The sequence below is a fragment of the Streptomyces actinomycinicus genome (assembly GCF_016741775.1).
In the GTDB taxonomy this organism is placed as follows: domain Bacteria; phylum Actinomycetota; class Actinomycetes; order Streptomycetales; family Streptomycetaceae; genus Streptomyces; species Streptomyces actinomycinicus.
Genome location: NZ_JAERRK010000002.1, coordinates 583,028 through 599,102 on the forward strand (window position 1 = coordinate 583,028; position 16,075 = coordinate 599,102).

General features: G+C 70.8%; 17 protein-coding genes. 10 read left to right on the forward strand and 7 right to left on the reverse strand.

The window, feature by feature from the left end; translation table 11 throughout:
* Positions 1-49: 49 nt before the first annotated feature.
* The 3 genes from JK359_RS06720 to JK359_RS06730 form a co-directional block, all read right to left on the reverse strand.
* Positions 50-622: an FMN reductase gene (locus JK359_RS06720; RefSeq protein ID WP_201832622.1), complete on the reverse strand. Its 573-nt coding sequence runs from the start codon at positions 620-622 to the stop codon at positions 50-52.
* Complete coding sequence (locus tag JK359_RS06725) at positions 619-1,707, reverse strand: LLM class flavin-dependent oxidoreductase (protein ID WP_201832624.1); 1,089 nt, start codon at positions 1,705-1,707, stop codon at positions 619-621. The genes JK359_RS06720 and JK359_RS06725 overlap by 4 nt, the downstream gene beginning before the upstream one ends.
* Positions 1,708-1,888: 181 nt before the next feature.
* Positions 1,889-2,779: an NADP-dependent oxidoreductase gene (locus tag JK359_RS06730; protein WP_201832625.1), complete on the reverse strand. Its 891-nt coding sequence runs from the start codon at positions 2,777-2,779 to the stop codon at positions 1,889-1,891.
* A gap of 135 nt (positions 2,780-2,914) precedes the next feature.
* On the opposite strand from JK359_RS06730, the gene JK359_RS06735 reads away from it, so the two are divergent.
* A complete protein-coding gene (locus JK359_RS06735; protein ID WP_201832627.1) occupies positions 2,915-3,319 on the forward strand; it encodes a winged helix-turn-helix transcriptional regulator in 405 nt (134 codons plus the stop codon).
* 107 nt (positions 3,320-3,426) lie between these two features.
* On the opposite strand, the gene JK359_RS06740 is transcribed toward JK359_RS06735, so the two are convergent.
* Positions 3,427-3,885 carry a hypothetical protein gene (locus JK359_RS06740; protein ID WP_201832834.1) on the reverse strand — a complete coding sequence of 153 codons (459 nt, stop codon included), beginning with the start codon at positions 3,883-3,885 and terminating at the stop codon, positions 3,427-3,429.
* Positions 3,886-4,035: 150 nt separating this feature from the next.
* Between JK359_RS06740 and JK359_RS06745 the strand changes: the two genes are divergently transcribed.
* The 4 genes from JK359_RS06745 to JK359_RS06760 are packed head-to-tail and all read left to right on the forward strand — an operon-like array spanning position 4,036 to position 5,985.
* The gene (locus tag JK359_RS06745) at positions 4,036-4,374 is read left to right on the forward strand and encodes a YnfA family protein (RefSeq protein WP_201832629.1); all 339 of its coding nucleotides are present in this window, start codon (positions 4,036-4,038) and stop codon (positions 4,372-4,374) included.
* Positions 4,375-4,427: 53 nt separating this feature from the next.
* Complete coding sequence (locus tag JK359_RS06750; protein WP_201832644.1) at positions 4,428-5,207, forward strand: SDR family NAD(P)-dependent oxidoreductase; 780 nt, start codon at positions 4,428-4,430, stop codon at positions 5,205-5,207.
* Positions 5,204-5,350, forward strand: a complete 147-nt coding sequence (locus JK359_RS06755; protein WP_201832646.1) for a hypothetical protein — start codon at positions 5,204-5,206, stop codon at positions 5,348-5,350. Before JK359_RS06750 ends, JK359_RS06755 begins: the two co-directional genes overlap by 4 nt.
* A 41-nt stretch (positions 5,351-5,391) precedes the next feature.
* The gene (locus JK359_RS06760; protein ID WP_307787988.1) at positions 5,392-5,985 is read left to right on the forward strand and encodes a TetR/AcrR family transcriptional regulator; all 594 of its coding nucleotides are present in this window, start codon (positions 5,392-5,394) and stop codon (positions 5,983-5,985) included.
* On the opposite strand, the gene JK359_RS06765 is transcribed toward JK359_RS06760, so the two are convergent.
* Positions 5,975-7,168, reverse strand: coding sequence for an RtcB family protein (locus tag JK359_RS06765; protein WP_201832648.1), 1,194 nt, complete (start codon positions 7,166-7,168; stop codon positions 5,975-5,977). The two genes, JK359_RS06760 and JK359_RS06765, sit on opposite strands and share 11 nt — an antisense overlap.
* A gap of 215 nt (positions 7,169-7,383) precedes the next feature.
* Here JK359_RS06765 and JK359_RS06770 point away from each other — a divergent pair, with 215 nt between their 5' ends.
* The 3 genes from JK359_RS06770 to JK359_RS06780 all read left to right on the forward strand — a co-directional run bounded on the left by JK359_RS06770 (position 7,384) and on the right by JK359_RS06780 (position 10,673).
* A complete protein-coding gene (locus JK359_RS06770) occupies positions 7,384-8,223 on the forward strand; it encodes a DUF3558 domain-containing protein (RefSeq protein ID WP_201832650.1) in 840 nt (279 codons plus the stop codon).
* A 126-nt stretch (positions 8,224-8,349) separates the two neighbouring features.
* On the forward strand, positions 8,350-9,294 hold the full coding sequence (locus tag JK359_RS06775) for a DUF3558 family protein (protein ID WP_201832652.1): 945 nt from the start codon (positions 8,350-8,352) through the stop codon (positions 9,292-9,294).
* 119 nt (positions 9,295-9,413) lie between these two features.
* Positions 9,414-10,673 carry a DUF2637 domain-containing protein gene (locus JK359_RS06780; protein WP_201832654.1) on the forward strand — a complete coding sequence of 420 codons (1,260 nt, stop codon included), beginning with the start codon at positions 9,414-9,416 and terminating at the stop codon, positions 10,671-10,673.
* Between the two features lie 87 nt (positions 10,674-10,760).
* Here JK359_RS06780 and lysS read toward each other — a convergent pair whose 3' ends face one another.
* Positions 10,761-12,500, reverse strand: a complete 1,740-nt coding sequence (lysS, locus tag JK359_RS06785) for a lysine--tRNA ligase (protein WP_201832656.1) — start codon at positions 12,498-12,500, stop codon at positions 10,761-10,763.
* Positions 12,501-12,627: 127 nt separating this feature from the next.
* Between lysS and argS the strand changes: the two genes are divergently transcribed.
* Positions 12,628-14,412, forward strand: coding sequence for an arginine--tRNA ligase (gene argS, locus JK359_RS06790; RefSeq protein WP_201832657.1), 1,785 nt, complete (start codon positions 12,628-12,630; stop codon positions 14,410-14,412).
* A gap of 252 nt (positions 14,413-14,664) precedes the next feature.
* On the opposite strand, the gene JK359_RS06795 is transcribed toward argS, so the two are convergent.
* Entirely contained in the window at positions 14,665-15,612 is a 948-nt protein-coding gene (locus JK359_RS06795; RefSeq protein WP_201832659.1) for a helix-turn-helix transcriptional regulator, read from the reverse strand.
* Positions 15,613-15,684: 72 nt separating this feature from the next.
* Between JK359_RS06795 and JK359_RS06800 the strand changes: the two genes are divergently transcribed.
* Entirely contained in the window at positions 15,685-16,071 is a 387-nt protein-coding gene (locus tag JK359_RS06800; protein WP_201832661.1) for a VOC family protein, read from the forward strand.
* Positions 16,072-16,075: the final 4 nt, after the last annotated feature.

Here is a 16,075-nt window from a genome sequence, read left to right on the forward strand (position 1 = left end):
GAGACGGCAGCCCTCCGGCCGACCGAGTCGGGTGGGTGGATGGGCGGGGTCAGCGCCGCAACGCCGCCAGCTGCTCGGCGAACGGCACGACGTCGGCCTCGTCCCTCCCCGTAGCCAGCGGCATCAACACGGCCAGCTCACCCGCCGCCCGCTCGATCCGCTCGGCCAGCCCCTCCGCACCCCAGTCCTCGGACGCGGCGTACACACCGGTCGGCACGACGACGGCCCGCAGGTACGCGAACAGCGGCCGCAGCGCATGCTCCAGCACCAGCGAGTGCCGCCCCGTACCCCCGGTCGCCGCGATCAGCACCGGCTTGCCCGCCAGCGCGTCCTTGTCGAGCACGTCGAAGAAGGACTTGAACAGCCCGCTGTACGACGCGCTGAACACCGGCGTGACGACGATCAGCCCGTCGGCCCCCGCCACCGCGTCCTGCGCGGCGGCCAGGGCCCTCCCGGCGAACCCGTTGGTGAAGTTGTGCGCGATCTCGACGGCGAGGTCCCGCAGCTCGACCACCTGGACGTCCACCGGCGTGTGCCGGTCCACCGCGGCGGCCAGCCGGTCGGCGAGCAGCCGGGTGGAGGACGGGACGCTCAGTCCCGCCGATACGACGACGAGCTTCATGCGACGTTCTCCTTCCGGGCGGCGGCGAGCAGCGACTGGTGGGTCGGCGCCTCGGGCACCCCGGCCGGGCGTCCGTTCGCGAACTCCTTGCGCAGCACCGGCACGACCTCCTCGCCGAGCATGTCGAGCTGCTCCAGCACGGTCTTCAGCGGCAGCCCCGCGTGGTCCATCAGGAACAGCTGGCGCTGGTAGTCGCCGGCGTACTCACGGAAGGACAGCGTCTTCTCGATCACCTGCTGCGGGGAGCCCACGGTCAGCGGGGTCTGGTCGGTGAAGTCCTCGAGCGAGGGCCCGTGCCCGTACACCGGCGCGTTGTCGAAGTACGGCCGGAACTCCCGTACCGCGTCCTGCGAGTTCTTCCGCATGAACACCTGGCCGCCGAGGCCGACGACGGCCTGCTCCGGGGTGCCGTGCCCGTAGTGGGCGTACCGCTTCCGGTAGAACTCGACCATCCGCTTGGTGTGGTCGGCGGGCCAGAAGATGTTGTTGTGGAAGAAGCCGTCGCCGTAGTACGCGGCCTGTTCGGCGATCTCCGGCGAGCGGATGGAGCCGTGCCAGACGAACGGCGGCACGCCGTCCAGCGGACGCGGGGTGGAGGTGAAGCCCTGCAGCGGTGTGCGGAACTTGCCCTCCCAGTCCACCACGTCCTCGTCCCACAGCCGGCGCAGCAGGGCGTAGTTCTCGACTGCGAGGTTGATGCCCTCGCGGATGTCCTTGCCGAACCAGGGGTAGACCGGCCCGGTGTTGCCGCGGCCCATCATCAGGTCGACGCGCCCGTCGGCCAGGTGCTGGAGCATCGCGTAGTCCTCCGCGATCTTCACCGGGTCGTTGGTGGTGATCAGCGTGGTGGACGTCGAGAGGATCAGGTTCTCCGTCCTCGCGGCTATGTAGCCGAGCATCGTGGTCGGCGAGGACGGCACGAACGGCGGGTTGTGGTGCTCGCCGGTCGCGAAGACGTCCAGGCCGACCTCCTCGGCCTTCAGCGCGATGGCGACCATGGCCTTGATCCGCTCGCGCTCCGTCGGGGTCCGCCCCGTGGTGGGGTCCGGCGTGACGTCGCCGACCGTGAAGATCCCGAACTGCATGGTCGCTCACCCTCCAGGTTGTTGACCGTTCAACTATACCCCTCCAACGGTCACCCCACCCGAGGTATTCCGCCCCCCTCCCAGCCCGCACCCGACCCCTCCCAGCCCCCGCCCAGCCCCCTTCCACTCCCAGCCCTCCACCCCTCGGGCCCCCTCGCGGCCCCCGGGCCCTCTTCCGCGCCTACGGCACCAGCACCAGCCGGCCCCGCAGACCGCCCCCGGCCAGCCGGGCGTGCGCCTTCGCGGCCTCCTCCAGGGCATAGGTCCCGGCCACCCGCAGGGTCAGCACCCCCGCGTCCACCAGCCGGACCAGCTCCGCCAGCTGCGCCCCGTCGGCGCGCACCTCCACGGCCGTGACCCGCACCCCGCGCACGGACCCGGGCTGCCGGCCGGGCTGGGCGCTGACGAAGGCGCCACCGTCCCGCACCCACTCCAGCGCCGGCTCACCGAGCATCGCCGCGTCCAGCACCGCGTCCACGCTCCCCGCGGGCACCCCTTCGGCCGCGAAGCGCGCCGCACCCAGCGACCGCACCAGCTCCTCGTCACCGGCCCGGGCGTGCCCGGTCACCTTGATCCCCCGGTGCGCGGCCAGCTGCACCGCGAACCCGCCGACCGCACCCGCCGCCCCGGTCACCAGCAGCGAAGCGCCCGGCTCGAGGTCCAGCAGGTCCAGCGCCTGGAGTGCGGTCAGCCCGTTCAGCGGCAAGGTGCCCGCGTGCACGGCGTCCACCGAGGCCGGTGCCGCGGCCACCTGACCCGCATCAACGACGACGTACTCGGCGTGCGCGGCCAGCGGCTCGGCGACACCGGGAACGAGCGCCACCACCGGGTCGCCGGCCTGCCAGGCGGCGGGCGCCGCCACCGCGTCCACCGTCCCGGCCACATCCCAGCCGAGCCCGATCGTCTTGCCGGCCCCGCCGAAGGCGCCGGACCGGACGTACAGGTCCACCGGGTTCAGCGCACCGGCCGCGACCTTGATCCGCACCTGGCCGGCCGCCGGCTCCGGCAGCGGCACCTCCGCGATCTCCACCGCGTCCGGACCGCCGAACGTCTTCACCACAGCAGCACGCATAGCAACTCTCCTGATATCCGAGGCACTTGCCGGTTCCGCGGCTCGTTCCCGGCCGCAACACCAACCGTAGGAGAGGTACTATCCATTAGTAAGTAGTTACCTGAGAGTGCGTAGCTGCCCCGGAGGGAAGAGCCCATGGCGACCACGACCGCAGCCCAGCGCCGCGAACAGGCCCGCGCCGACTACGACGCCTTCCTGCGCGCCTGCCCCACCAACCAGCTCCTCGGCCGGCTCAGCGACAAGTGGGTCAGTCTCGTCGTCGCCGCCCTGGCCAACGGGCCCAAGCGCTACAGCGACATCGGCCGCAGGATCGCCGGGGTCAGCCCCAAGATGCTCACCCAGACCCTGCGCACCCTGGAGCGGGACGGGATCATCAGCCGCACGGTGACCCCGTCCGTCCCGGTCCGCGTCGACTACGCGCTCACCCCGCTCGGCGCCAGCCTCGCCGGCCTGCTCACCGCGGTGAAGGACTGGGCGGAGACCCACTTCGACGAGGTCCGCACGGCCCGCGAACGCTACGACGCGCAGAACCCCGAATAACCCCGGTCGGGCCGCCCGCTCGACCGCCCGCGGCCGGGGCATCCCGGCCGGACCGTGGCCCGGGCGGGACTCCGGTCGGGCCCCCTCGGCCGCGGGCCCGGGGCTGCTCAGAAGGCGTACGAGTCCCCGGTGGCCAGCACCAGCACCTGCATCCGGTCGTTCGAGCGGTCCTTGTCCACCACGTCCCCGCTCCACGCGGTGTCGATCTCCAGCGTCACCTCGGACGCCTGCTCCCGCAGCCGCATCGGCACCCGCAGCTGCTCCCCCGTCGCCTCCGCCGCCAGCGCACCGGTCCCGCACAGCACCGTCCGCTCGTCCTCCCGGACGCACCGGGCGGGCAGGTTCTGCTCGTCGGCGAGCGGCACCGACCAGCGCATCCGCACCGTGGCGTCCACGACGGCACCGGGCCCGCCGTTCCGCGGGGTCAGCCGCATCTCCGCCCGGTCCCCGTCCAGCACCACGGTCCCGTGGAAGGCCAGGTCCGTCTCCGGCACCGGAGCGGCCACCGCGATCCCCGGCACCAGGACGGCACCCGCGCACACCCCCGACAACACCCACGCCCGCATCCGCACGCCCCTCACCACTCCTCGCTCGCGCTCCCGCTGCCGTACGGATGTATGCCACGCGAGCCGCCCGCCAGGCGCCCTCCAACAGGTGACAAACCCGGGAGCGGACGCGGCGCCGGGCACCCGGGCGCCGCGTGCGAAGCTGCCCTCATGGCCGTCCTGCGCTCCGCCGCCCTGTTCGTCGTCGCCGCCCTGTTCGAGATCGGCGGAGCCTGGCTGGTCTGGCAGGGCTTCCGCGAGCACCGCGGCTGGCTGTGGATCACCGGAGGCGTCCTCGCCCTCGGCGCGTACGGCTTCGTCGCCACCTTCCAGCCGGACGCCCACTTCGGCCGCATCCTCGCCGCCTACGGCGGGATCTTCGTGGCCGGCTCGATCCTGTGGGGCGTCGTCGCCGACGGCTACCGGCCCGACCGCTGGGACATCACCGGGGCGCTGATCTGCCTCGCCGGCATGGCCGTGATCATGTGGGCGCCCAGGAACGGCGCCTGAAGCTCGCCTAGGCTGGACGGGAAACGCCCACGCACCCCACCCAGGAGCAGCTCATGGCCACCGCAGCCCCGTCCGCCGCCTCCCGCATCGCCGTCGTCACCGGTGCGAGCAGCGGCATCGGCGCCGCCACGGCCCGGCAGCTCGCCGCGGCCGGCTACCGCGTCGTCCTCACCGCCCGCCGCAAGGACCGCATCGAGGCCCTGGCCGAGGAGCTGACCAAGGCCGGCCACTCGGCGGTGGCGTACCAGCTGGACGTCACGGACCGCGCGGCGGTCGACGAGTTCGCCACGGCCTTCACGACCGTCGGCGTCCTCGTCAACAACGCGGGCGGTGCACTCGGCGCCGACCCGGTGGCCACCGGCGACCCCGCGGACTGGCGCACGATGTACGAGACCAACGTCATCGGCACCCTGAACCTCACCCAGGCCCTGCTGCCGAAGCTCGAGGCGAGCGGCGACGGGGTGGTCGTCGTGGTCTCCTCCACGGCCGGCCACGGCACCTACGAGGGCGGCGGCGGTTACGTGGCCGCCAAGCACGGCGCCCACGTCCTCGCCGAGACCCTCCGCCTGGAGATCGTCGGCCGCCCGGTCCGCGTCGTCGAGATCGCACCCGGCATGGTCAAGACCGACGAGTTCGCCCTGACCCGCTTCGGCGGCGACACGGAGAAGGCGGCGAAGGTGTACGAGGGCGTCGCCGAACCCCTCAGCGCGGACGACGTGGCCGAGACCATCACCTGGGCGGTCACCCGCCCCAGCCACGTCAACGTCGACCTCCTGGTCCTCCGCCCGCGTGCCCAGGCGTCCAACACGAAGGTCCACCGGGAGCGTCGATGACCGACGACGACTCCCCGGAGAAGCGCCGCCTCGCACAGGAGACCAAGGACGAGCGCCAGGTCTGGTACTTCCTGGCCTACTTCCTCTTCGGCATCCACTTCATCGCGTTCGTCATGATCTACGCGGTACGGCACGCGAAGTAGGCCGGTCAGGGCTTGACGGCGCCCTGTCTATAGTCAGTCAGGTGACGAACTCAGTGGACCGGCGGGCGAAGGCGACGGAGAAACGCAGGCGGCTCACGGCGGCGGCCGCCCGGGTCCTGCACCAGCAGGGCGTCGAGCGCACCACCCTCGCCGACATCGCCCGCGAGGCCGAGGTCCCGGTCGGGAACGTCTACTACTACTTCAAGACCAAGGACGAACTGGTCCGGGCCGCACTGGCGGAGCACAGCGCGGACCTGGACGAACTCACCGAGACCCTGGACCGGTTGCCGACCCCGCACGACCGCCTCAGAGGTCTCGTCTCGGCCTGGGTCGACCAGCGCGAGACGGCGGCCCGCCACGGCTGCCCCACCGGCACCCTCGCCGTCGAACTCGGCAAGCGGACGGACGGCACCCTGGACGGCGAGGCCGGCGCGGTGATCCGGCGCCTCCTGGACTGGACGGCCGCCCAGTTCCGCACCTGGGGTGTCCCGCACCCGGACGACCACGCCCTCACCCTGGTCTCCGCCCACCAGGGCATGACCCTCCTGACGAACGCCCTGCGCGACCCGGACATAACAACCCGCGAGGCCGAACGCCTGCTGGCATGGCTGGACTCCCTTCGGGTCAGCCCTTGACGCAGACGACCTGCTTCAGCTTCGCCACGACCTCGACCAGGTCCCGCTGCTGGTCGATGACCTGGTCGATCGACTTGTAGGCACCCGGGATCTCGTCCACGACGCCGGAGTCCTTACGGCACTCCACGCCCCGGGTCTGGTCCTCCAGGTCCTTCGTGGAGAAGCGCCGCTTGGCCGCGTTCCGGCTCATCCGCCGCCCTGCCCCGTGCGATGCGGAGTTGAAGGACTTCTCGTTGCCGAGTCCCTTCACGATGTACGAACCCGTGCCCATCGAGCCCGGGATGATCCCGTACTCCCCGCCGCCGGCCCGGATCGCGCCCTTACGGGTCACGAGCAGGTCCATGCCCTCGTACCGCTCCTCCGCCACGTAGTTGTGGTGGCAGGAGATCTCCGGCTCGAAGGCCGGCCTGGCCTTCTTGAACTCCTTGCGGATCACGTCCTTCAGGAGCGCCATCATCAGCGCGCGGTTGTACTTGGCGTACTCCTGCGCCCAGAACAGGTCATTGCGGTAGGCCGCCATCTGCGGGGTGTCCGCGACGAACACCGCGAGGTCACGGTCGACCAGGCCCTGGTTGTGCGGGAGCTTCTGGGCCACGCCGATGTGGTGCTCGGCGAGTTCCTTGCCGATGTTCCGGGAGCCGGAGTGGAGCATGAGCCACACAGAACCGGACAAATCAACGCATACTTCGACAAAGTGGTTGCCACTTCCGAGCGTTCCCATCTGCTTTTGCGCCCGGTCCTCGCGGAACTTGACCGCCTCCGCGATCCCGTCGAACCGCCCCCAGAAGTCGTCCCACCCGGCCGTGGCCAGGCCGTGGAAGCCGGCCGGTGCGACCGGGTCGTCGTGCATCCCCCGCCCCACCGGAATCGCCTGCTCGATCTTCGAGCGGAGGCGGGACAGGTCGCCGGGGAGGTCGTTCGCGGTCAGGGACGTCTTCACCGCCGACATCCCGCAGCCGATGTCGACACCCACCGCGGCCGGGCACACCGCGCCCCGCATCGCGATGACCGACCCGACCGTCGCGCCCTTTCCGTAGTGCACGTCCGGCATCACGGCCAGGCCCTCGATCCACGGCAGGGTCGCCACGTTCTGGAGCTGGCGCAGGGCCACGTCCTCCACGGTCGCCGGGTCCGTCCACATCCGGATCGGGACCTTGGCGCCCGGCATCTCCACGTACGACATACGTTCCTCATTCCCCCGGAATCAACGACAAAAGGCTTAAAACCAGCAAAACGCAAAAGCGGCGCCAAGGTCGATGAAAAGGGACAAGGGACCGGCGTCCACGGCAGTGCGTGCGATACACATTGTCTCCAGGGGGCGCCCCGCTGCGGCAAGCGAATAACCAGCGGGGACACTGGATCACCGAGCAGGCACAGACCGTCGAGAGGAGCCCGACCGTGCTGCGGAAGGCGTACGTACCCGGCACCGCCGCCCTCCTCGCGGCGCTGCTGGCCGGCTGCACGAGCGGCTCGGGGGAGCACACCCCGCCGGACAACGCCAACCCGGGCGAGGCCGGCACGGCGACGGTCGCCGCCCAGCCCGGCAAGTACCGCACGCTCCCCGAACCGTGCGGCGCGGTCGACCACGACACCCTGGACGCGCTGCTGCCCGGCATCCAGCAGATCCCCGGCCCTGACCAGCAGGAGAAGGCCTACCAGGGCGAGGCCACGCTCACCTACGACACGGACCGCAAGGTCGGCTGCCGCTGGAAGGTCGAGTCGCCGGACGCCACGGACCGCCTCTCGGTGGACTTCGAGCGCGTGGTGTCGTACGACAACGCGGTCAGTGACGACGACCAGGCGGAGCGGCTGTTCCTGGAGAAGCAGACGGCCGCGGACCTGCCGGCGCCGAGCGGTTCCTCGGCGCCGCCCGCGTCCCCGACGCCCACCGGGTCGGCGAGCGGCTCCCCGTCCACCGCCAGGCCTTCGTCGGGCGCCGCGGGCTCCTCCGCGTCCGCGGACTCCGCGCAGACCTCCGCCGGTGCCACGCCCGCAGATCTCCAGTCCCGAGCGCTCACCGATCTCGGTGACGAGGCGTACCTGGACGACCGGCTCGGTGCGTCCGGTTCGACTGCCGAGCCGCGGACGGTGACTGTGGTGTTCCGCACGTCCAACGTGGTGGTCACCATCCAGTACGAGGAGCAGCCGATGGCGACCGGAACGGTGCCCGACAGCAAGGAAATGCAGGACAGGGCCCGTAATCTGGCCTCTCAACTGGCCGACGCACTCAACGGTTGAGGGCCTCACCGGCCTCCTCCGTCCCGGCCCGCGGAGCGCGGGAACGGGAACCGCACAGGTCCTTCACCGCGTACCGTGGCCCCGCAGGAACCCGCACGAACACCGAGCGTCACGAGTGAAGGAACCATGCAGCGAGCAGCTCAGCGAGACGACCGTGCCCAGCTTGACCAGCGTGCCAAGCGCCTTCGCCGCGTTCTTGTCTGCGCGGCAGCCGTTCCCGCGGTCCTGATCACCGCGGCCTGCTCCTCGGACTCCGGCGACTCCAAGGCCAAGTCCGCTGGAGAGGGCACCCGGCAGTCGGCGAGCGGCGGTACGCAGCCGTCGGCGAGTGCGTCCCCGACCGTGCAGGCCGCCGCGTACCAGAAGCTTCCCGACCCGTGCGGGGTGCTGGCGAAGAAGACGCTGGGCGATCTGGTGCCCGAGGGTGTGAAGTCGAGCAAGAAGGGCGGTTCGGACGATCCGTCGTCGCGCTCGTCCTGCTCGTGGAACAGCCTGGACAACAACGGTGTGAAGGGGTCGCAGTTCCGCTGGCTGAACGTCTCCCTGCTGCGCTTCGAGTCGGACGCCACGCGGGGTTCGGGTGCCGAGCAGGCTCACACCCACTTCGGTCAGCAGGTCAAGGACGCCCAGTCGGTCGACGGCGCCAAGAACACGAAGCTGGTGCCGCTGTCGGGTACGGGTGCCGAGGCGACGGCCGTGCGTTACGACCTGAAGAAGAAGGAAGGCCTCTTCAAGCAGCAGACGGTCGTCGCCCGGGTCGAGAACGTCGTCGTCACCCTGGACTACAACGGTGCCGGTCTGGCGGGCGAGAAGACTCCGGACGCCGATGACCTGCTGAAGGCTGCGGAGAAGGCGCTCAAGGAGGCGGTCGCGTCCGTCTCGGCGGCCAACGGTGGCGGTTCCGGGCAGGGTTCCGACGACGGCAAGTCCTCCGCGTCGCCGTCGAAGCCGGCGTCGAAGTCCCCGTCGAAGCCGGCCTCGAAGTCCCCGTCGAAGCCGGCCTCGAAGTCCCCGTCCAAGTCACCCTCCTCCAGCGCATCTCCGTCCAAGTCGGCCACGAAGAAGAGCTGACCGGGAAGCCGTAGCGGCCACCGGCACCACGTTCGCCGCACACGTGTGCCACTCTGTTGCGCGCAACAACACGCAAGGGGAGGGGAGTACGAGTGGCCGCGCCACCGCAGCTGACTCGGATGCACCGCGTTCTCATCGGCGTGGTCGTGACCGGTGCTTTGATCATCGCCGGCATCGGCTTCGCCGGTTCGTACGCGGCCGTACGTGAGCTGGCCATCAAGAAGGGGTTCGGGAACTTCTCCTATGTGTTCCCGATCGGTATCGACGCAGGCATCTGTGTTCTGCTCGCCCTTGACCTGCTGCTGACCTGGATCCGCATTCCGTTCCCCCTGCTGCGCCAGACCGCGTGGCTGCTGACGGCGGCCACGATCGCCTTCAACGGCGCGGCCGCCTGGCCGGACCCGCTGGGTGTGGGGATGCACGCCGTGATCCCGATCCTGTTCGTCGTGGCGGTCGAGGCTGCCCGCCACGCGATCGGCCGGATCGCCGACATCACGGCGGACAAGCACATGGAGGGGGTTCGCCTCACCCGCTGGCTGCTCTCGCCGGTGCCCACGTTCCTTCTGTGGCGCCGGATGAAGCTGTGGGAGCTGCGTTCCTACGACCAGGTGATCAAGCTGGAGCAGGAACGTCTCGTCTACCAGGCGCGTCTGCGTTCCCGCTTCGGCCGGGCCTGGCGTCGCAAGGCCCCGGTGGAGTCGTTGATGCCCCTGCGTCTGGCCAGGTACGGCGTCCCGCTGGCGGAGACGGCTCCGGCGGGCCTGGCGGCGGCGGGCATAGAGCCGATCCTGCTGCCGCCCGCCCCGCAGCAGCCGCAGCTGGTGGCGGCCGATTCCGCCGTGGCGGCCTCCGCTCGCGCTGGCGGTACCGCCGCCGGGGCGGCGTCCGTGCCGCGGCAGGCGGCGCCTTCTCCCGGCGGGCAGGGTCCCGGGGAGCCGCCCGAGGACGACCAGAGCCCGTGGTTCCAGACGCCCCGTGAGGTGGAGTACCACGGTGCCTACGACCCGGCGTACGAACCGCCCGTCGAGCCTCAGTACCTCCCCGAGGAGCAGTACGAGGAGTGGTACGAGGAGCAGGCGCCGGAGGACTTCCAGCAGCCTTCTCCCGAGGAGACCGGCAGCTTTCCCATCCCGGTGAACGCCAGCCGTACCCGGGAACTGGGCGAGGGCGGCGGTACGCCGGAGCCGTCCCCGTCGGAGGACGACTACTACCAGGTCTTCCGCAAGTCGATCGACGGCAGTTTCCCCACGCCGCACCAGTTCGGCGAGGCGGTGGAGGCCACGTACGGTCTCACGCTCCCGGCGCGGGACACGGACCGCATGGTCAACCGCTTCACCAACCGCTTCAACGCGGAGCTGGAAGAGGACCACATCGCGTGAGGGCGTGAAGCGTACGAAGAGGACATGAGACGCACGAAGAAGGGGCCCTCCGGATGGAGGGCCCCTTCTTCGTGCGCCTGTGCGGTGCTACTCCCCGAGCAGGGCCCGCACCCGCTCCTGTCCCACCGCGAGCAGCAGCGTGGGCAGGCGGGGACCGGTGTCCCGTCCGACGAGCAGGTGGTACAGCAGGGCGAAGAACGTGCGCTGGGCCGTCTTGATCTCGGCCGGCAGTTCCTTCGGCGTGGCGTCGGCGGAGAAGCCGGCCTGCACCTTCGGGACGCCGTAGACGAGGTGGGTCAGCCCGTCGAGCGACCAGTGCTCGGCGAGACCGTCGAGCAGCAGCCGCAGGGACTGCTGGGAGGCCTCGTCGAGGGACTTCAGCAGCTCCGCGTCGGGCTCGTCGCGGACGATGGTGCGCTGGTCGGCGGGCACGTGCGTGTTGATCCACGCTTCGGCCTTGTCGTACCGCGGGCGGGCCTCGTCCAGCGAGGCGAGCGGCTGCTCCGGGTCCAGCTCGGAGAGGATCCGCAGCGCCTGGTCCTCGTGTCCGGCGGTGATGTCGGCGACGGACGCGAGGGTGCGGTAGGGCAGCGGCCGCGGTGTCTTCGGGAGGTCACCGGCGGCGGTGCCGACGGCGCGGGTGTGGGCGGCCACGTCCGCCGGGAGGGCGGAGCCGTCGGCGACCTTGCCGGCGAGCTTGTCCCACTCGTCGTACAGCCGCTGGATCTCCTGGTCGAAGGCGATCTTGAAGGACTGGTTGGGCCTGCGGCGGGCGTACAGCCAGCGCAGGAGCTGCGGCTCCATGATCTTCAGCGCGTCAGCCGGGGTGGGGACGCCGCCGCGCGAGGACGACATCTTCGCCATGCCGCTGATGCCCACGAAGGCGTACATCGGGCCGATGGGCTGCTTGCCGTCGAAGATGCCGACGATCTGGCCGCCGACCTGGAACGACGAGCCGGGCGAGGAGTGGTCGACACCGCTGGGCTCGAAGATCACGCCCTCGTAGGCCCAGCGCATGGGCCAGTCGACCTTCCAGACCAGCTTGCCGCGGTTGAACTCGCTGAGCCGGACGGTCTCGGCGAAGCCGCAGGCGGTGCAGGTGTACGACAGCTCGGTGGTGTCGTCGTCGTAGGCGGTGACGGTCGTCAGGTCCTTCTCGCAGTTGCCGCAGTAGGGCTTGTACGGGAAGTACCCGGCGGAGCCGGAGCTGCCGTCGTCCTCGGACGCGGCGCCGGAGCCCTCCTCGGCCTCCAGTTCCGCCTCGTCGACGGCCTTCTGCTGCTGCTTCTTCGGCGCCTTCTTCGTCCGGTACTGGGCGAGGATGGCGTCGATGTCGCCGCGGTGCTTCATGGCGTGCAGGATCTGCTCGCGGTAGGCACCGGAGGTGTACTGCGCGGTCTGGCTGATCCCGTCGAACTCCACACCCAGCTCGGCGAGCGACTCGATCATCGCGGCCTTGAAGTGCTCGGCCCAGTTCGGGTGGGGCGAGCCCTTCGGCGCGGGGACGGAGGTCAGGGGCTTGCCGATGTGCTCGGCCCAGGACTCGTCGATGCCGGCGATGCCCGCGGGGACCTTGCGGTAGCGGTCGTAGTCGTCCCAGGAGATGAGGTGCCGGACCTGGTGCCCGCGGCGGCGGACCTCGTCGGCGACCAGGTGCGGGGTCATGACCTCGCGGAGGTTGCCCAGGTGGATGGGGCCCGACGGGGAGAGTCCGGACGCGACGACGACCGGTTTGCCCGGGGCCCGGCGCTCCGACTCCTCGATGACCTCATCCGCGAAACGGGAGACCCAGTCGGTGGTCTCGGTGCTCTGAGCCACGATCGGCACGTCCTTCTTTCTGAACGGGGTGACACCCCATTCTCACAGACGGGTCGGCGACCGGTAAAACGGCTTTACCCCCCGTGGGATACTGGCCGGGACTATCCATCCCACGAGGAGAACGGCACCCATACCTATGGCCTCGGTCACGTCCCTCAGCGACAACGTCAAGCAGCACCTCGCGTCCGCCCTCTCGGCCACCCTGCCGGAGGCTGCCGGCGCGGACCCGCTGCTGCGACGAAGCGACCGGGCCGACTTCCAGGCCAACGGGATCCTGGCCCTGGCCAAGAAGGCGAAGGCGAACCCCCGGGAGCTGGCGACGCAGGTCGTCTCCCAGGTGGTGACGGGTGACGTGATCGAGGACGTCGAGGTGTCGGGCCCCGGCTTCCTCAACGTCACGATCGCGGACCGGGCGATCACCGAGAACCTGGCCGCGCGGTACGCGGACGAGACGGGCCGCCTCGGTGTGCCGTACGCGGAGCGCACCGGCACGACGGTGATCGACTACGCACAGCCGAACGTGGCGAAGGAGATGCACGTCGGTCACCTGCGGTCCGCGGTGATCGGTGACGCGGTGGTGCAGCTCCTGGAGTTCACCGGCGAGAGCGTGGTCCGCCGGCACCACATCGGCGACTGGGGCACCCAGTTCGGCATGCTCATCCAGTACCTGGACGAGCACCCGCACGAGCTGGACCACAAGGCGTCCGCCGCGGACAGCGCCGCTTCCGGCGAGGAGGCGATGTCGAACCTCGACCGCCTCTACAAGGCCGCGCGGAAGAAGTTCGACTCCGACGAGGAGTTCAAGACGCGTGCCCGCCGCCGGGTGGTCGACCTGCAGGCCGGGGAGCCGCAGACGCTCGCCATGTGGCAGAAGTTCGTGGACGAGTCGAAGATCTACTTCTTCTCCGTCTTCGAGAAGCTGGACATGGAGGTCCGGGACCCCGACATCGTCGGCGAGTCGGGTTACAACGACATGCTGGCCGAGACCTGCCGCCTGCTGGAGGAGTCGGGCGTGGCGGTCCGCTCCGAGGGCGCCCTCTGTGTCTTCTTCGACGACATCAAGGGCCCGGAGGGCAACCCGGTCCCGCTGATCGTGCAGAAGTCGGACGGCGGCTACGGCTACGCGGCCACCGATCTGTCCGCGATCCGGGACCGCGTGTTCAACCTCAAGGCGGACACGCTGCTGTACGTGGTGGACGCCCGCCAGTCCCTGCACTTCCGGATGGTCTTCGAGACGGCCCGCCGGGCGGGCTGGCTGAACGAGGACGTCAAGGCGCACCAGCTGGCCTTCGGCACGGTGCTCGGCAAGGACGGCAAGCCGTTCAAGACGCGTGCGGGTGAGACGGTCAAGCTCCAGGACCTGCTGGACGAGGCCGTCGAGCGGGCCACGGCGGTGGTGCGCGAGAAGGCCGAGAAGGTGGGCCTGACCGAGCAGGAGATCACGGAGAACGGCCGTTACGTCGGCGTCGGTGCGGTGAAGTACGCGGACCTGTCGACGTCGGCCGTCCGGGACTACAAGTTCGACCTGGACCAGATGGTCTCGCTGAACGGCGACACGTCCGTCTACCTCCAGTACGCCTACGCCCGTATCCAGTCCATCCTGCGCAAGGCCGGCGAGGCCCGTCCGGTCGCGCACCCGGAGCTGGAGCTGGCTCCGGCGGAGCGTGCGCTGGGCCTGCACCTGGACCAGTTCGCGGAGACAGTGCTGGAGGTGGCGGCGGAGTACGAGCCGCACAAGCTGGCGGCGTATCTCTACCAGCTCGCCTCGCTGCTGACGGCGTTCTACGACAAGTGCCAGGTGCTGTCCGCCGACAACGCGCCGGAGGTCGTGGAGAACCGTCTGTTCCTGGTCGACCTCACGGCCCGCACCCTGCACCGCGGCATGGGCCTGCTGGGCATCCGGACGCCCGAGAAGCTCTGACCCGCAGCCCTTGGGGTCTGTGGAGACCCGTGTCCGCAGGACCGTCTCCACAGACCTCGAGGAAGCACTTGCGGGCCGGCTGCGCCCAGCGGGTGACGTGGGTGCTGTGCATGCTGGGGCCGGGCGTCGTGGCGCCGCTGGACGCTGGTCCTCGGCCCCTGGTGCAACCCCGTCGCCCCGGAGCGTGCGGAGGAGGTGCTGAGCGTCGTCACGGAAGTGACGACAGCGGCCGGGCGGAGAGCGACCGGCGTGTCAGGTGTTCTCCGCGGCCAGCTCCCGCACACGCCGCGCCAGTGCCTCCCGTACGGCATCGGGGCTGATCACCCGCAGGGGTGTCCCCAGCCCCAGGAGGAAGCGGGCCAGGCCGTCCGGGTCGGGGCCGCCGATGTCGACCAGGGTGGCGTGGGGGCCGTCGGGGCGGTGGGTGCCGACCGTCGCCGGGACGAGCCGTAGCGCCCGGTCCATCGGTACCGGCAGCCGGACGGTGGCCGACAGCGGGTAGGGGCCGTTCGCCGTGTTGTGGGAGACCAGTTGCCCCGGGTCGGGCGGATCGCTGATCTGCACCGGCTGACCCGTGGGCTGGAGCCGCTCGACCCGGTCGGCCCGGAACGTCCGCCACCCCCGGCTCACGTCCCGCGCGACGAAGTACCAGCGCCGTCCCGTGTGGACGAGCCGGTACGGGTCCACGTCCCGCACCGTGCTCCGGCCCTCCCCGTCGCAGTACGACAACCGGGCCCGCTCCCCCCGCCGGCAGGCCGCGGCAAGCTCCAGCAGCATGCCGGGCCGTAGCTGCGGCTCCTCGGACCACGGCAGCCGGACCAGGGCGTCGTCCCAGTCCGCCAGCCGCTCGGCGATCCGCGGCGGCAGCACCTGCCGCAGCTTGAGCAGCGCGGACAACGCGGCCTGGTCGCCGCCGAGCGCCCCGCCCAGCGCCGCCTCCCGCAGCCCCACGGCCACGGCCAGCGCCTCCTCGTCGTCCAGGATCAGCGGCGGCACGCGCGCACCGGCGCGAAGCCGGTAACCGCCCCACGGCCCGGCGTCCGAGTCGACGGTGTAGCCGAGTTCCCGGAGTCTGGCGATGTCCCGCCGGACGGTGCGGTCGGTGACGGCCATGCGGTCGGCCAGCTCGGCGCAGGTCCACGCGGGCCGTGCGGCGAGCAGTGACAGCAGGCGCAGCAGACGGGCGGACGCGCTGAGCACGAGCCGAAGTTTTCCATACGATCCGCATGACCAGGACCGGAACTGTCCGGGTCAGGTCCTACCGTCGTCCCCATGACCACGGAGAACACTTCCGCACCCGAGTTCCGCTTCGCCGCCGTCACCTTCGACTGCGCGGACCCCGCCGAACTGTCCCGGTTCTACGCCGAGATGTTCGGCCTGCCCGTCACCTTCTCCAGCGACGACTTCGTCTTCCTGGGCGGCAAGGACGGAGCGGGCCTCGGCTTCAACCGCCTGTCCGACTACCGCCGCCCCACCTGGCCCGACCCGGCGCAGGAGAAGCAGGCCCACATCGAGGTGGGCGTGGCGGACCTGGACACCGCCGAGGCCCACCTGCTGTCCCTGGGCGCGACCAAGCCGGAGACCCAGCCGCAGCCGGACCGCTGGCGGGTCCTGCTGGACCCGGCCGGCCACCCGTTCTGCATCACGACCCTCGTCTGACCGG

Coding starts and splice junctions, on each gene's coding strand:
- JK359_RS06750 (WP_201832644.1), top strand. CDS start 4,428: ATGGCCACCGCAGCCCCGTCCGCCGCCTCCCGCATCGCCGTCGTCACC.
- JK359_RS06775 (WP_201832652.1), top strand. CDS start 8,350: ATGCAGCGAGCAGCTCAGCGAGACGACCGTGCCCAGCTTGACCAGCGT.
- JK359_RS06755 (WP_201832646.1), top strand. CDS start 5,204: ATGACCGACGACGACTCCCCGGAGAAGCGCCGCCTCGCACAGGAGACC.
- argS (WP_201832657.1), top strand. CDS start 12,628: ATGGCCTCGGTCACGTCCCTCAGCGACAACGTCAAGCAGCACCTCGCG.
- JK359_RS06735 (WP_201832627.1), top strand. CDS start 2,915: ATGGCGACCACGACCGCAGCCCAGCGCCGCGAACAGGCCCGCGCCGAC.
- JK359_RS06780 (WP_201832654.1), top strand. CDS start 9,414: ATGCACCGCGTTCTCATCGGCGTGGTCGTGACCGGTGCTTTGATCATC.
- JK359_RS06720 (WP_201832622.1), bottom strand. CDS start 622: ATGAAGCTCGTCGTCGTATCGGCGGGACTGAGCGTCCCGTCCTCCACC.
- JK359_RS06730 (WP_201832625.1), bottom strand. CDS start 2,779: ATGCGTGCTGCTGTGGTGAAGACGTTCGGCGGTCCGGACGCGGTGGAG.
- JK359_RS06725 (WP_201832624.1), bottom strand. CDS start 1,707: ATGCAGTTCGGGATCTTCACGGTCGGCGACGTCACGCCGGACCCCACC.
- JK359_RS06765 (WP_201832648.1), bottom strand. CDS start 7,168: ATGTCGTACGTGGAGATGCCGGGCGCCAAGGTCCCGATCCGGATGTGG.
- JK359_RS06800 (WP_201832661.1), top strand. CDS start 15,685: ATGACCACGGAGAACACTTCCGCACCCGAGTTCCGCTTCGCCGCCGTC.
- JK359_RS06740 (WP_201832834.1), bottom strand. CDS start 3,885: ATGCGGGCGTGGGTGTTGTCGGGGGTGTGCGCGGGTGCCGTCCTGGTG.
- JK359_RS06745 (WP_201832629.1), top strand. CDS start 4,036: ATGGCCGTCCTGCGCTCCGCCGCCCTGTTCGTCGTCGCCGCCCTGTTC.